12 protein-coding genes and 1 riboswitch are annotated in these 14871 nt (G+C 44.6%); of the genes, 2 read left to right on the top strand and 10 right to left on the bottom strand.

Annotated features, from left to right (window positions below):
- Positions 1–49: 49 nt before the first annotated feature.
- The 7 genes from ACZ444_RS05145 to motA all read right to left on the bottom strand — a co-directional run bounded on the left by ACZ444_RS05145 (position 50) and on the right by motA (position 6998).
- Positions 50–685 (bottom strand): response regulator transcription factor, encoded by a 636-nt coding sequence (locus ACZ444_RS05145; protein WP_382359990.1) that lies wholly within the window; start codon positions 683–685, stop codon positions 50–52.
- 102 nt (positions 686–787) lie between these two features.
- Complete coding sequence (locus ACZ444_RS05140) at positions 788–2479, bottom strand: methyl-accepting chemotaxis protein (protein ID WP_382359987.1); 1692 nt, start codon at positions 2477–2479, stop codon at positions 788–790.
- 33 nt (positions 2480–2512) lie between these two features.
- Positions 2513–2869, bottom strand: coding sequence for a response regulator (locus ACZ444_RS05135; RefSeq protein WP_382359985.1), 357 nt, complete (start codon positions 2867–2869; stop codon positions 2513–2515).
- A 22-nt stretch (positions 2870–2891) separates the two neighbouring features.
- Positions 2892–3353 (bottom strand): chemotaxis protein CheW, encoded by a 462-nt coding sequence (locus ACZ444_RS05130; protein ID WP_382359982.1) that lies wholly within the window; start codon positions 3351–3353, stop codon positions 2892–2894.
- 16 nt (positions 3354–3369) lie between these two features.
- Complete coding sequence (locus ACZ444_RS05125) at positions 3370–5388, bottom strand: chemotaxis protein CheA (RefSeq protein ID WP_382359979.1); 2019 nt, start codon at positions 5386–5388, stop codon at positions 3370–3372.
- A 52-nt stretch (positions 5389–5440) separates the two neighbouring features.
- Entirely contained in the window at positions 5441–6220 is a 780-nt protein-coding gene (gene motB, locus ACZ444_RS05120; RefSeq protein WP_382359976.1) for a flagellar motor protein MotB, read from the bottom strand.
- Positions 6198–6998 carry a flagellar motor stator protein MotA gene (gene motA, locus ACZ444_RS05115; RefSeq protein WP_382359973.1) on the bottom strand — a complete coding sequence of 267 codons (801 nt, stop codon included), beginning with the start codon at positions 6996–6998 and terminating at the stop codon, positions 6198–6200. The genes motB and motA overlap by 23 nt, the downstream gene beginning before the upstream one ends.
- Positions 6999–7149: 151 nt before the next feature.
- A riboswitch (cyclic di-GMP riboswitch) is annotated at positions 7150–7240 on the bottom strand.
- Between the two features lie 259 nt (positions 7241–7499).
- Between motA and ACZ444_RS05110 the strand changes: the two genes are divergently transcribed.
- Positions 7500–9566: a thioredoxin domain-containing protein gene (locus tag ACZ444_RS05110; protein WP_382359970.1), complete on the top strand. Its 2067-nt coding sequence runs from the start codon at positions 7500–7502 to the stop codon at positions 9564–9566.
- 188 nt (positions 9567–9754) lie between these two features.
- Here ACZ444_RS05110 and ACZ444_RS05105 read toward each other — a convergent pair whose 3' ends face one another.
- From ACZ444_RS05105 to ACZ444_RS05095, 3 genes are all read right to left on the bottom strand, one after another.
- On the bottom strand, positions 9755–10072 hold the full coding sequence (locus ACZ444_RS05105) for a CHY zinc finger protein (RefSeq protein WP_382359967.1): 318 nt from the start codon (positions 10070–10072) through the stop codon (positions 9755–9757).
- Positions 10073–10156: 84 nt separating this feature from the next.
- Positions 10157–11629 carry a Na+/H+ antiporter NhaC family protein gene (locus ACZ444_RS05100; RefSeq protein ID WP_382359964.1) on the bottom strand — a complete coding sequence of 491 codons (1473 nt, stop codon included), beginning with the start codon at positions 11627–11629 and terminating at the stop codon, positions 10157–10159.
- 266 nt (positions 11630–11895) lie between these two features.
- Entirely contained in the window at positions 11896–14052 is a 2157-nt protein-coding gene (locus ACZ444_RS05095) for a DNA topoisomerase III (protein WP_382359961.1), read from the bottom strand.
- 124 nt (positions 14053–14176) lie between these two features.
- On the opposite strand from ACZ444_RS05095, the gene ytaF reads away from it, so the two are divergent.
- Positions 14177–14806 (top strand): sporulation membrane protein YtaF, encoded by a 630-nt coding sequence (ytaF, locus tag ACZ444_RS05090; protein WP_382359958.1) that lies wholly within the window; start codon positions 14177–14179, stop codon positions 14804–14806.
- Positions 14807–14871: the final 65 nt, after the last annotated feature.

Here is a 14871-nt window from a genome sequence, read left to right as displayed (position 1 = left end):
GTTTGATCTGGTTATTGGTTCAAACACAGTAAACGGAAGCATTATGTCTTTATAACGTAATCCATTTATTCTTAACCGCTAATAGTGCCGCATTGGTACGGTCTGTCACGTTCAGTTTCTTAAAAATGGATATAAGATGATTCTTAACTGTTTTCGAGGATATATAAAGGTTCTCAGCTATTTCAAAGTTTTTCCTTCCTTGAACAATCTGTTCCATAATGTCCCATTCGCGAGCACTTAATATACCATTCGGGCGCTTAATTTCTGTTTCGGTCATGGCAATATAATCTTTTAGCAGATATACCGATAAAAGCGGGTGTATATATTGCTCTTCCGCTAATACAGTCTGTATGGCTCCTACTAATTCATTAGGACCCATACCGTTACAGAAATAGCCATTCAGTCCCTTTTTGAACAATGCTTTGAGTGCTGCATTATCGACCTCCGAGATCCATGCCGCTATTTTCACCGTCTGATACCTGCACTGATCCATCAGCTGATATGCAGTCGTATCTGTATCCGTGTCCAGAATCAGCAAATCAAACAAATTAATGTCATTTTTCAGTATGTCCAATTGAGCTGAACCGTAACTGGATACCCTGCAGTCCGGGATTTCGGCTTCAATGACACGTTGAACCCCGTCGCGAAATATACCGGGGTCTTTCATGATGGCAATTCTGATCATTTTCTCCTGCCCCTTCATCTATCATGATTGGCTGATATTTAATGAGACTATGGAAGTTCATACGGGGTACAAACTTCCATAGTCCGATATAACCTACGGGTATTAAAGTTTAAACTTACGAACGAGATCGTTTAAACTGTCCGATAGCTTAGCGAGGTCATCCGCACTGTTAGCCACTTCTTCCATAGCACTGCTTGTCTGCTGCGATGATGCGGATGTTTCTTCAACACCTGCAGCGGATTCTTCCGATACAGCAGCGATTTCCTGAATTGAGCTGTTCATATTCTGACTTTCAGCTGCCACTTCTGACAAATTATCCGTAACGGTCTGAATGCGCGTTACCACATCATTGACAGCTGAACTGATTCCCTCAAATTTCTCACCTGTCGACTGTATTTGGCCGGTTCCTTTTTCGACTTCTTGATAGCCTGATTGCAATGCATCGGTCACCGTACTGGATTCACTCTGAATATTCGTTACGATGCCGGTAATATCTGTAACAGATTCGGAGACTTGTTCAGCCAGTTTCCTTACCTCGTCCGCTACTACCGCAAATCCTTTACCATGTTCACCTGCACGGGCTGCCTCAATGGCCGCGTTCAGAGCAAGCAGGTTGGTTTGATCAGCGATATCCTTAATGACCGATACCAGTTTGGAAATTTCCTGTGATTGTGCGTCAAGGCCTTCTACCTTTTGGACAGCATCCTTAACAATCTGATCAATTCTTTCCATCTGTTCTTTTGACGTGTTCATGAGCTGTGTACCTTCTTCAGTCATCTTCAGCACATTATTGGCATAATCTTTAATCTCAGTCCCATGATCACTGGCTTCCTGCACTTTTGTCGTAAAGGTGGACATCGTGGAGGATAAATCACTGGAACTGTTGGCCTGCGTTTCAGAACCGGAAGCCAATTCCTGCATTGTTGTTGCGATTTGTTCTGATCCGGCTTTTACATCATTAGCTGATTTAGTTAAACCATTGCTCTGAGTACTGACCTTCTCTGAGACATCACTGATCTGACTGAGCATATCACGCATACTGTCATTTAATTTGTTAGTCGTGTTCACCAGCTGACCGATCTCATCTTTCGAATTTGTCTGAAGCGGTTCTTCCGTCAGATCACCATTGGCAATCAGCTCCATACGATTCACTAACCCTTTTATTGGCCGGGAAATAATTCTGGCTGTCACGATGGTAATAATGAGGCCTAAAACGATCAGTATGACAAAACCAGTAAAAACTGTCACTTCCATAGCATAGCCACTGGACGTAGCATTTTCACCCATTGTTTGAATAGCATCCTCACGTTTACTGGCCAGGTCCTGAAAACCGCTTATCAGTTCATCTCCGAGCGGCTGCACATCTCTGTCCATGATGAGCTTAGCTTTTTCGACATTTCCATTCTCATATTCCTCAACGACTTGATCTGTCATTTTTCCCCATTCGACTTTTTTATCAAGTAACTTGTTAAGTTCTTCGGAATTGCTTAAATCCTTAGCTTTATTTTCCATAGCAATGGTTTCTTCAGTGCCAGCCTGGAATTCGTCTAAGTAACTCGGATCATCATATAACAAAAATCCGCGCAGTAAACTGGTTCTTTCTGACATATTCGTCGCTAATTTTTCATCAAGAACTAAAAGCTGTTCTTGATCCATGATGCTGTTTATGTCCTTATTGTTACTATGTAACGTGTGAATGCTCAACCCCGTTACGGCTCCCGCTAATACCAGTAAAATCATGAACCCCAGAAATATTTTCGTTCGAACTTGCTTAATATTAAACAAATTTTTCATCTATAAAACCTCACTTTTCCAGTTTAGTGGCTTCTATAACGCCTTCTCCAGAGCTTCTTTGATTCGTTCGGCACTGAACGGCTTCACGATAAAATCAGACGCGCCTGATTTGATAGCATCCAGGACCATGCCTTGCTGTCCCATTGCTGAACACATGACAACTTTTGCACCTGAATCAATTTTTTTAATTTCCTTCACAGCTTCTACACCATCCATTTCAGGCATGGTGATATCCATTGTTATTAAATCCGGCTTTAATTCCTGATATTTCTCAATGGCATCTTTACCATTTTCTGCTTCACCAATCACTTCATGCCCCAATTTGGTCAAATGATCCTTGAGCTGCATCCTCATAAACGCTGCATCGTCTGTTACAAGTATTTTGGCCATTCCAGTTAACCTCCCGTATTAGTTAATTATCGATCATTTCGTTAACTTCATTAACTTCTGTAAAATCTAAGATATATTCCAGATTGAGTAAAATTAATAGATTATCTTCTAAATTAGCCACGCCTTCAATAAAAGACGTGCTGATGCCATTGGTCATCTCAGGCGCATCCTCAAGTGCATTGGTATCCAGTGTCATCACATCTGTTGCTGCGTCAACAATCAGACCTACTTGCATATCATTCATGGTTACAATTAAAATCCGGGTTTCTTCCGCATGCTCTGTCACCCCGAGCCTAAGCCGCTGTTTCAGATCCAAAGCAGGTGTTATCTCCCCGCGAAGATTAATAATTCCTTTAATAAAATCGGATGTCTGCGGCACTTCAGTTATGGGCTGCATTTTTTCAATGCCAAGCACATTTTGAACTGGGATGCCATACCGCTGCGATCCTATCAGAAAAGCAACCACTTTAATTGATTCGTCCATGTAAAAACCTCCTTTGTTATGTTACCAGGGCATTGGGATCAAGAATCAGAGACACTTGCCCATCACCCAGGATAGTCGCACCTGAAATCGCAAATATATCTTTTAAATAGTTGCCGAGCGATTTCAATACAACTTCCTGTTTGCCGATAAATGAGTCGACCATCAAACCTGTAAGCTTATCACCCTTTTTCACGACGACGACCGATTGATACCGAGTTTCCGCTTTTTCTTCCCTTTCTGGAATGTCCAATACGTCCATGAGTGATACAAGAGGGATGATTTTTCCGCGGAAATCCATCACATTCTGCTTGTGAGCAGACATAATATCTTTCTCTTCAAGCAGTACAGTCTCAATGACAGACGATAACGGGATGCCATATGTCACTTGCTGCACATTGATCAAGAGACTGGACAGAATCGAAAGGGTCAGCGGCAGCTGAATGGAAAATTTGCTCCCCTTTCCTTCCTCTGACTCAATCGAAATATGACCGCCCAATGAAGCAATTTTCATCTTGACCGCATCAAGTCCGACACCCCGGCCTGAAATATCCGACACTTCCTCTGATGTACTGAAGCCAGAAGCTAGAATCAACTGATAAATATCTTCATCCTTGAAATTTGCTGCTTGCGCTGATGAAATTACACCGTTTTCAATGGCTTTCCTGGCGACTTTTTCCCGGTTAATGCCTGATCCGTCATCCTCTATCTCAATGAAAACGTGATTGCCGCTATGGTAAGCCTGCAGCGTCAGTTCACCTGTTTCCGGCTTCCCAAGCTCTTTCCGCTCGGACGGCGACTCAATGCCATGGTCAACTGAATTACGAATTAAATGAACTAAAGGATCGCCAATTTCATCAATAACCGTCCGGTCAAGCTCTGTTTCAGCTCCGATGATTTCCAGGTTAATCTTTTTGTCCAGATCTTTTGCCAGACCTCTAACCATGCGAGGGAAGCGGTTGAAAACCTGCTCAACAGGCACCATCCGCATTGACAGAATTAAATCCTGCATATCCTGCGATACCCGGGTGATCCGTTCAACGGTATCCGTCAGTTCCTGATCATGCTTCTTGGCAGCGATATCCTCCAGACGTCCGCGGTCCAAAACAAGTTCCTCAAATAGATTCATAAGGTGATCGATACGTTCACTGCTCACCCGAATTGTCTTGGATGAGGCTTGTTTGCCAGTGCCAGTATCTTTTGATTTTGACTCATTCGATTTAGCCTCTTTGGAATGATCCTCAGACGATGATTCGCTCTCACCAGCCGGACCCTGCTGATTGGCTGTGTCACGGACAGCTAAACTGCTAACGTCTACACGCTCAATTTCAGAAACAGTAAGTATCTGAGCCTCAATGTCAGACGGCTCTGCCTGGGACAACAGGACGATGGAGAAGCTCTCGTCAAATTCTTCTGCCTCCAGATTTTCAACCGGGGGGTCTGATTTAATAACCTCTCCAGCATCCTCCAGCACTTCAAACACCATATAAACCCGGGCTGCTTTAAGCAAACAATCATCAACCAGTTTGACCGTTATGCTGTAAGTCTGATAACCCTGCTCTTCAGCCTGTTTAACAACGGTGGTTTGATAATCATCCAGGTTTGCTGTTGAGCTGGGCTGGCTTTCATCAGCATTTTGACTGGGTGCTGTCTGCCCCTCTCCTTGCTCAAGTTTTTCCATCTGGCTAATGAGCTCACTGACGTCTTTTTTGCCATTTTCACCATCACTGATTGCCTGGACCATTTCCTCCAGTGCCTCAACGGCTTCAAAGATGACGTCCATCACATCTTCGGTAACGGCTAATGACTGATTCCGGATTTGATCAAAAACGTTTTCCATTTTATGTGTTAATGACTGGATATCCTTAAATTCCATCGATCCTGCCATACCTTTAAGTGTATGAGCTGAGCGAAAAATTTCCTGAACAACTTCAAGATCTTCCGGATTTTTTTCCAGTTCCAATAAATGATTGTTAATGGACTGCAGATGTTCATCACTTTCATCAAGAAACATATCAAGATAGTCCGTTGTATCCACATGAATCCCCTCCGTATTTATTTCTCTCAGTTGACATTGTCTCCATCTAATATCATTCCTTCTCTGTTTTCTTTATAGCTTCGGCGTCTTCGGGAATGTCATGGTTCGGTAAGATAAGCACTTCTACCCGTCTGTTTTTTGACATATTTTCTTCGTTCGTATTGGGTACTAGCGGCTGATATTCACCACGCCCCTTGGAACTGAAACGTTCCGGATCAAGATCTTCATTCTCCAATATTAAACGCATAAAGTTTATCGCGCGCATCGCACTTAATTCCCAGTTGGATTTGTATTTTTTAGTGTTGATCGGACGGTTATCGGTATGGCCGCTTACAACAATCTGATGCGGAGGGTCGGTATACAAAAAATGGGATACTTCTTTAGCTATATCCTGGCCTTTAGCGTTAACTTCGGCGCTTCCTGAGGCAAACGTCACCTCATTGGAAATAGTTACAAGCAGTCCTTCACTGGATAATTCGGTACCCAGTACATCCTGTAAATTATTGTCTTCAATATAACCATTGATTTTCTTTTGCACCTTTTCCAGGCGTTCAGCCTCTTTCATACCAGCGCTTTTTTTGTCCTTTTCATCCGCCGAGTCTGAAGAAGCAGGCAATGGCTCTTGTTCGCCGCTTCCTCCCTCCATAACGCCGGTGCCCCCTTTAAATTCAGATTCAAACACATCCATAAGACTTTGATACTTTTGCGCGTCCACTTCACTCATGGCAAAAAGCACAATAAATAATGCCACTAATAATGTCAGTAAGTCTGAATAGGGAAGCAGCCACGATTCATTAATATGATTGCTTTTACGTTGTTTTTTCCGCCGCATCGTCGTCCTCCTTATCCAGCATATCTATCTCTTCTGCCGATAGGTAAGAACTTAACTTATCTTTGATGATATGAGATGATTCGCCATTAGTTATGGATAAAATACCCTCGATCATGATTTCCTTCAGACGAACCTCATCCTCGGACTTTTCTTTTAGCTTATTAGCAAATGGATGCCATAACACATACCCGGAAAAAATCCCTAATAAGGTCGCCACAAAAGCTGCCGAGATGGCCGATCCCAGTGCTTCAATGTCATTCAGATCACTCAGTGCTGCAATCAGCCCTATCACAGCCCCTAGCACACCCAGGGTAGGCGCATATGTACCTGCTTGTGAAAAGATGGCAGCACCCTTCTGATGCCTTTGTTCCATGGCTTCTATTTTTTCCAGCAGCACTTCCCGGATAAAGTCCGGTGTCTGACCGTCTACAACAAATTGCAAACCAGAATGCAAAAAAGGATCTTTCACCTCGTCCAGCTGGCCTTCCAGCCATAATAAACCCTCTTTGCGGGTCGTATCCGCCCAGCTCGTGATCATCGTAACAAACTGTGCAGCATTGTTGCCTTTGCGCTCCGTAAAAATGATTTTCAAAAGGACCGGCACTTTCTTAAGCGTTCTCAGTGGAAAGGCGATTAAAACGGATGCCGCTGTTCCCAGAAAAATAATCAGTAATGCCGCCGGGTTAACAACGGCCATGGGACTTACCCCTTTTAAAAACATGCCTACGCCAATCGCAATAATGCCGAATAATATACCAAGTATTGATGTCTTATCCATCCTGTACCCTCCATAATGCTGAGTAACTATATCTGCCGCTTCTCTTCCGGGTATAAAAGCAGTCTTGTAAAGTACGCATTTCACGGTAATAAAAATAGCTATTCCTAAACCGGTGAATAGCCAAAACGTTTAATACATAATGTAGTAAAGATTTGGCAGCCAGGCGATCATATCGCATAATACAGCACGTTAGACCCTGGGCTTTGCGTCCTGCTCTTTCGAACAGTTTGCCTTTTCTGCTTCATAATGCGCTAAATAGAACAAAACAATTCCGTCCGAATTGCATGCACCTCTATAGTCTTATATCGACTTAATCGAACAAGTCTTGATACTTTCAGACAAAAAAATTAAAAAGATTTTTGCGAGGCATTAACAGCTGGTGATCATTGACCCGTCTCTCAGGACTGAATGCACGCAAAAATACTGTTCCAGCCATAGTGTCGTATCTGCTTGTTTTGGGAATTGATAAATTCTAGAATGGTATTAAAAGGATGTGTTAAATTGACACAGCAAAACAAAGCCAATAACCTGATCAGCGAAAAATCTCCTTACCTCCAGCAGCATGCCTATAATCCAGTCAATTGGTATCCTTGGGGTGATCAGGCATTCAATAAGGCGAAACAGGAAGACAAACCTATATTCCTCTCGATCGGCTACTCGACATGTCATTGGTGTCATGTGTTCGCCCGTGAATCGTTTGAGGATGAAGTCATTGCCGCTTACTTAAATGAACATTTTGTATCAATTAAAGTTGACCGCGAGGAGCGTCCGGACATTGATGCCATCTACATGAAAGTGTGCCAGATGATGACCGGTCAGGGCGGCTGGCCACTTTCCATTTTTATGACACCTGAGCAAGTGCCTTTTTACGCCGGCACCTATTTTCCCAGAGACAGTAAATATGGCCTGCCTGGATTCAGCGATGTCATCACCCAGCTCAACCATGTTTATCAGGAAGACCCTGAGCAAATTGCCAACGTCACGAAGAGTGTCACAGACGCGCTTCCTAAAACTATTTCAGCCAAAAGCGAAAACCGGCTGACACAAGAAACAGCTGACAAAGCGTACAAAGCACTCAAAAAACAATTTGATCTGACAAACGGCGGATTTGGTGATTCGCCCAAATTTCCGACACCGCACACCATCATGTTTTTGCTCCGATACTATTATTTTAAAGGTGAAACTGAGGCTCTTGAGATGGCCGAAAAAACACTGCAGCAAATGGCAGCCGGCGGGATCTATGACCATATCGGTTTTGGCTTCGCCCGCTATTCCACTGATGAAAGCTGGCTCGTCCCGCATTTTGAAAAAATGCTCTATGATAATGCGCTGCTCCTAATGGCCTATACTGAATGCTACCAAGTTACAGCTAACCCATTGTATAAGACGATAAGCGAGCAAATTATAACGTTTGTTATGAGAGAAATGCATAATGGCGAGGGAGGCTTTTATTCAGCAATTGATGCCGATTCAGAAGGTATTGAAGGTCAATACTACGTCTGGGATTATAATGAGATTCTGGAAGTTCTGGGTAAAGAGCGCGGCGTGATGTTTGCTGATGCTTATGGTATAACACGGGAAGGTAATTTCGCAGGCAGCAACATACCAAATTTGCTCCATACGGATTTGGATCAGATGGCAGCCAGCCGAAACATGACGACAGCGGCGTTAAAGCAGGAGCTGGATGCAGCACGAGAACAGCTGCTTACAAAACGTCATGAACGCGTCTATCCTCATATTGATGATAAGGTTCTCACATCCTGGAATGCGATGATGACAGCGGCGCTTGCCAAGGCAGGAAAAGTGTTTCAGGAACAGCATTACACCAATGCCGCTGAAGAAACAGCTGCATTTATTGAGCAAAACCTGGTCGAGAACAATCGTGTTATGGCCCGCTATCGCGATGGTGACGTCAAGTATGCCGGCTATCTGGATGATTATGCTTTTTTGATCCGGGCTTATGCCGAACTCTATGAAGCAACCTTTTCACAGCATTATTTGCAAATGGCATGCCGTCTGACAGATAACATGATTGATTTGTTCTGGGATACAGATGAGGGCGGTTTTTTCTTAACCGGTCATGACAGTGAGCGATTACTGTCGCGGGAAAAGCACATTTATGATGACGCACTTCCTTCAGGTAATGGTGTTGCCGCCATGATGCTTGCAACGATGGGCTTTCTCACTGGTAATACGGCGTACCTTGATAAACTGGACAGCATGTACTACACCTTTTACGATGCGCTCAAGCGCGTTCCGGATGGCGGCATCCACTTTGTGCAAAGTTTGCTGCTGCTGGACAATCCGACAAAAGAAGCAGTCGTTCTAGGTGACATTCAGGACGCCTTCATCGCCAATTTGCAGCAAACCTTTTTGCCTGACGTAACGCTTCTGGCGAGTGCGGATCCACAACAGCTTGCACAAGCAGCCCCGTTCGTCGCTGACTATCAGCAAATTGAGCAACAGTTGACGGTTTACGTCTGCGAAAACTTTGCTTGTCACGAACCGACAACTGATCCGGAAAAAGCATGGCAGTCTATTTATAAAAGGAGTTGGGACAGAATTTAAGCGACCAACTCCCAAGATGAACGAAGCTGCGGCTCAGCGGAGGAAAAGACGGCGACTTCTAAGGGAGCAGAGGCATAGGTGAGACCCCGGAGTGCGCAAGCACGAGGAGGCTCACCAGCCGCCCGCGGAAAGTGACGTCTATTTCCGGAGCGGGCAATGACTCTTGCCTTTTGTCCTAACCCCTTTTCTTAGTTAGTCCCGAAATAAAGGTGGCTGTGCAGCGCACATCCCGGATTAAACGCTTCACCGCATGCGGGACAGCTATAACCGCTTGCCAAATAATCATTAATGGATAATGTTACATGACATTGGCCGCATAAAACCGCCTTGTGATGAAACTTATTCCGAGGCCACACGACACCCTCCTCACCACAGCCAAAGCGGGCATGACATTTAAAACACGGAAAATACTCTCCGCAGCAATAAAATTTAATAGCTATGCGATCATTCGCGCTTCGATAATGCTCGCAGCGCGTTTCGTGATCAATAGCGCCTTTTATGTCCATGTTATCATCACCTTAAATGTAAGTACTCAGGATTAATCATACAAAATGGAGACCCTCCTGTAGAAGGTCCCCATTTCAGATAAGTTAGTCACGTGGTTTTTCTTTCAATTCTTCACCGTTTTTCCCTTCATACCGGCGTCCCCAGCCTGTCAGGGCCGCAATCAGCATGATAACAACCAGGAACCAGCCCTGGAAAACGAATGGAAATACCGACGTTGGATCCACAAGCGGCAGCCATTCATATTTTCCCTGCATCGTCTGCAGTGTCGAGTAGCCTAATAACAGCGGCGCACCCCATGGGAAAATATATCCTAATGCTGATGTCACCGCATCAAGCATGTTTGACATCCGATAGCGGTGCAGGTTGTATTTCGTACCAATTTCCTGAACAAAGGGAGCCGCGGCAATTTCCGCTGCTGTATTAATTGTAATGGCACTGTTTAACAGGGCAACAATCGCCCACATCGACACCTCAGCTTTGCGCACAGAGTTTTTAATCCATTTGACAAGGGTGTTGGTAATAGCCTGCATGGTTCCGCCCAAACGCATTAAGTGCGCAGCACCAACAATAAGCAGGATTAGAATCGCCATATTAAAGTAACCGGTGATGCCTTCTACCAGTGCTCCTTCAACAACGGTATCTGAATCCGGGTTAAAGGTTAAAATATCTGAAGCCTCACCTAAATTCAGGAATATAACCATCGGAATTGCAGTGATAATTCCCCAAGTTAAGGATGTAATCAAATGGTGTCCAGCTAAAGCAAGAGTAAGAACCAGCGCAAATGGAATCAGCATCAATAAACCGCTCGGATCAACAGACTCAATCACTGAATTAGCTGTTGCCTGATCAACCTCTGGACTGCCGCCGCCTCCGAAAATAGCAAAAAGTATAACCGTCGGTACAGCAGCCAGGATTGAGTATTTGAAACGGCTGCGCACAACGCCCGGCACATCAGCGTTTTGCGTTGTTGCTGAAACGATGGTCGTGTCCGAGACGGGTGCCAGGTTATCACCGAATACGGCACCGGCAAGGATCGAAGCAAATAAAAATGTCGGATCAGCGCCAACAGCAATGCCGGCTGGATACATTAATGTACAAAATGCAACAGCCGTCCCATAACCGGTACCGACAGCGGTAGAAAAGACTGCCGCCAGCAAAAACGTCAGTGCGACAAACATGCCGCCTTCAACACCTGTTGCGGAACCAATCCAGACAAGTCCTTCGACAAGACCGCCAACTTGCAGCACCTGTGCAAACATGCCGGCATAAAACCAGGCCACCATGGCAATTACACCAACAGGCTGGCTTAGTCCATCAAATAATCCCTGCGCATAATCCTCCCATTTACTTTTACACAGCAAGAGGCCCATTGTAAGACCTATGATAGCACCCAGGACGAGCGCTACTTCAGATGATAAATCGAGCACACTGATCGTAATCGCCCAGACGACAAAAAATAAGAGCGGGATAACTGCACCGAACGAACCAAGGCGAAAATCAAGCTTTTGAATTGTTTGGTCTCCAGTTGCTCTGTCAAGTTGTTCATCGTCAGTCATTGTTTGCCTCCTAATTCAATCGCAGTCTTATAGATTATCTATTTTTAAATTCTATCATAATTCACAGAGTATAGAAAACGCTTTCCTATTTTTTATCTCATTAATTCATGGTGATCCTTTTTTTGCAGCCCAACAACTTAATTTATCACTTTAATACACTACCATAGATTGCGTTCAAAAACGAATCTTTATACTTCAGGGTATTCAGCTGCAGCAAAAACCACCGTCATAAAAGAACCCTGCATAGCAGGAGTCCTATTATGAAGCTATTTTTTTAACTTGGAGAGCGCCTCAGCCAGCGCATCATTCTTGAAGTCATCATCCTGGTTATTCAAATACTTATTAACATCTTTTTTGGAAACTTTATCGCCTTTTTCCCGTTCTTTTCGTTTATTAAATTCCGATAGTTTCTCATGGTAGCCGCACTGACAAGTGAACGTCTTTCCATCACCTTCACCGCGCAGGACCATTCGCTTATGACAATTGGGGCATCTGGCATTTGTCCGTTTGAAAATGTTCTTTTTATAGCCGCAGGAGCGGTCCTGACAAACGAGCATTTTACCTTTTTTGTTATCAATTTCCATCATAAGTTTGCCGCAATTCGGGCATTTGCTTCCGGTCATGTTATCGTGTTTAAACGTTTCTTCACTTGTCTTAATTTCCTGCACGATTTGTTTCGTGTAGTCTTTAATCTCATTAATAAAGGCTTGTTTGGTTAACTTTCCTTCTGCAATCCGGGTGAGTTTCGTTTCCCATTCAGCTGTCAGTGCCGGGGAACGGAGATCTTCAGGAACCAGGTCCAGCAGCTGCCGCCCTTTCGATGTGGTATAAATCGATTTGCCGCGGAGTTCCAGCAGAGAACTATTAAACAATTTTTCTATAATATCAGCGCGTGTGGCGACCGTTCCGATTCCACCACTTTGACTGATGGTTTTAGCCAAATGTTTTTCGTCCTGATTCATATAGCGAGCAGGACTCTCCATCGCTTGCAGGAGACCGCCTTCAGTAAAACGCTCCGGCGGTTTGGTTTCGCCAGTTGTCATCGTAATACGGAGATTGTCCAGTGTCGCCCCCTGCTGGACATCCGGCAATTGCTCACCGGTATCACTGCGATCATTGTACACAGCTTTCCAGCCCGGCTTTTGAACATGTTTTCCCTTTGCGACAAAGCGCTCTTTGTTCACGTGTGCTTCTATCGTTACCTGTTCATATTCATATGGATCAGACAGCACTGCTAAAAAGCGTTTAACCACCAAGTCATAAATTTTTCGTTCCTGCTGATTCATATTAGCCAAGACAGGCGGCTCCTCCGTCGGAATAATCGCATGGTGGTCGGACACCTTCGTATTATCAACAACCGACTTTGGAAGTGAAAATTGTTTATTTAAAAGCGGGCCGGCCACATGCTTATAATCACCGGCATTAACAGCTTTCACACGATCTTTCAAGGTTGGCACAATGTCTGACGATAAATGACGGGAGTCTGTCCGCGGGTATGTCAGCACTTTATGCTGTTCGTACAGCTTCTGCATGAGTGACAGCGTCTGTTTGCCGGAAAACCCGAACATCCGGTTGGCATCCTGCTGAAGCTCTGTCAGATCATATAGCTGTGGAGCATGTTTTTTCTTCTGCGCTTTATCAACATTGATGATCTTAGCCGACTGTTTGTTTAAAGCGTTAAGCAGCGTTTCTGCCTTGTCTTTGGAGAAAAGCCGGCTGTTGTTGTTTTGATCCTGCCAAGTCAGGGTCAGGCCGGTTTTCGTTTTGGCTTCAAGGCCATAAAACGGTTTGGGCTGAAAGGCATTAATTGCGTTTTCTCGTGTCCGCACCATGGCAAGTGTTGGTGTCTGCACCCTGCCTGTTGACAGCTGTGCATTGAATCTGGTTGTAAGTGCGCGGCTCGCATTCAGCCCCACATACCAATCCGCTTCTGAACGTGCGGCAGCAGCTGCATATAGATTGTCGTACTGCTTGCCTGGTTTCAAATGATTAAAACCATCACGGATGGCTTTATCCGTAACCGACGAGATCCAGAGCCGTTTAACTGGCTTACTCACACGTGCCTTATCGATGATCCAGCGGGCAACTAACTCACCTTCACGTCCGGCATCCGTTGCAATGACAATCTCACCGGCATCTTTGCGATTCAGCTGTGTCTTAACCGCATTAAACTGTTTACCTGACTGTTTAATCACGACCAGTTTCAGCTGTTCGGGCAGCATGGGCAAATCCTCAAGCCGCCACGTCTTCCATTTATCCTCATACATCTCCGGATCTGCAAGTGTCACAAGATGCCCAAGCGCCCATGTCACAATATATTTTGATCCTTCCAGAAAACCATCGCCTTTTTTCCGGCAGTTCAGGACACGTGCAATGTCACGGCCAACGGAAGGTTTCTCAGCTAATACAACAGTTTTGCTCATTTTTAAAACCTCTCTCTTTCAAAAACACTCTGCCGTTACTTTAACACAAATAAGGCTCCCCGTGCGTCTTTCACATCTTCATTTCCAATGCAATATACTGGGGTAGACCAATGCAGAAAGGAAAATGATACCGATGCTTTACTATACCGGCTTAATTCTCTTAGTTATCGGCGTCAGTATCGATGGGTTCGGTGTCGGCATGTCTTATGGCATACAGCGCGTCCGTGTGCCGATCACAGCATTGGGCATTATCATGTTTTGTTCCGGCTTAATCGTGTACGCAGCCATGACAATTGGAAATATGCTTAAAGCATTTATCACGCCTGGTCTGACTGATGTACTAGGCGGCATTATCCTTTTGGTTATCGGTTTGTATTGTTTATATAATGTCCTTCGCTCCAGACGAGAGGCATCCTTTAATTTTTCCACTGAGGAAGCATGGCACGATTTTAAAACGGTCATGAAAGAACCCAAACAGGCTGATTTAGACGACTCCGGGAGTATTTCAATGACTGAAGCGGTCTTTCTGGGATTTGCGTTGGCCATTGATGCATTCGGGGCTGGACTCGGTGCGGCTATGATCGGTTATTCGCCGCTTTTAACCGCCTTTTCCATTGCCTTAATGAGTGGTTTGTTTGTTTGGTGCGGCGTGCGGCTGGGCATGTTTTTATCGACTAAAAAGTGGCTGCAGCAGCTGACCTTGCTCCCCCCTTTTCTGCTCATGCTCCTGGGACTTCTGAATATATTTTACTGACCCCTTTCACTTGGCATTCTGCCCATTGTGTTCATGCAGGGATTCTGCATTGATAACCTAAAAAA

It is taken from the genome of Lentibacillus kimchii (genome assembly GCF_055381965.1).
Note: the sequence above shows the minus strand (reverse complement) of the source record. Positions and strands in the feature narration are given on the sequence as shown.

What these genes read in the sequence shown, in the direction of transcription:
- ACZ444_RS05135 (WP_382359985.1), bottom strand. Translation starts at nt 2,869, where the DNA reads ATGGCCAAAATACTTGTAACAGACGATGCAGCGTTTATGAGGATGCAG.
- ACZ444_RS05095 (WP_382359961.1), bottom strand. Translation starts at nt 14,052, where the DNA reads ATGAGCAAAACTGTTGTATTAGCTGAGAAACCTTCCGTTGGCCGTGAC.
- ACZ444_RS05105 (WP_382359967.1), bottom strand. Translation starts at nt 10,072, where the DNA reads ATGGACATAAAAGGCGCTATTGATCACGAAACGCGCTGCGAGCATTAT.
- ACZ444_RS05140 (WP_382359987.1), bottom strand. Translation starts at nt 2,479, where the DNA reads ATGAAAAATTTGTTTAATATTAAGCAAGTTCGAACGAAAATATTTCTG.
- ACZ444_RS05130 (WP_382359982.1), bottom strand. Translation starts at nt 3,353, where the DNA reads ATGGACGAATCAATTAAAGTGGTTGCTTTTCTGATAGGATCGCAGCGG.
- ACZ444_RS05100 (WP_382359964.1), bottom strand. Translation starts at nt 11,629, where the DNA reads ATGACTGACGATGAACAACTTGACAGAGCAACTGGAGACCAAACAATT.
- ytaF (WP_382359958.1), top strand. Translation starts at nt 14,177, where the DNA reads ATGATACCGATGCTTTACTATACCGGCTTAATTCTCTTAGTTATCGGC.
- motB (WP_382359976.1), bottom strand. Translation starts at nt 6,220, where the DNA reads ATGCGGCGGAAAAAACAACGTAAAAGCAATCATATTAATGAATCGTGG.
- motA (WP_382359973.1), bottom strand. Translation starts at nt 6,998, where the DNA reads ATGGATAAGACATCAATACTTGGTATATTATTCGGCATTATTGCGATT.
- ACZ444_RS05145 (WP_382359990.1), bottom strand. Translation starts at nt 685, where the DNA reads ATGATCAGAATTGCCATCATGAAAGACCCCGGTATATTTCGCGACGGG.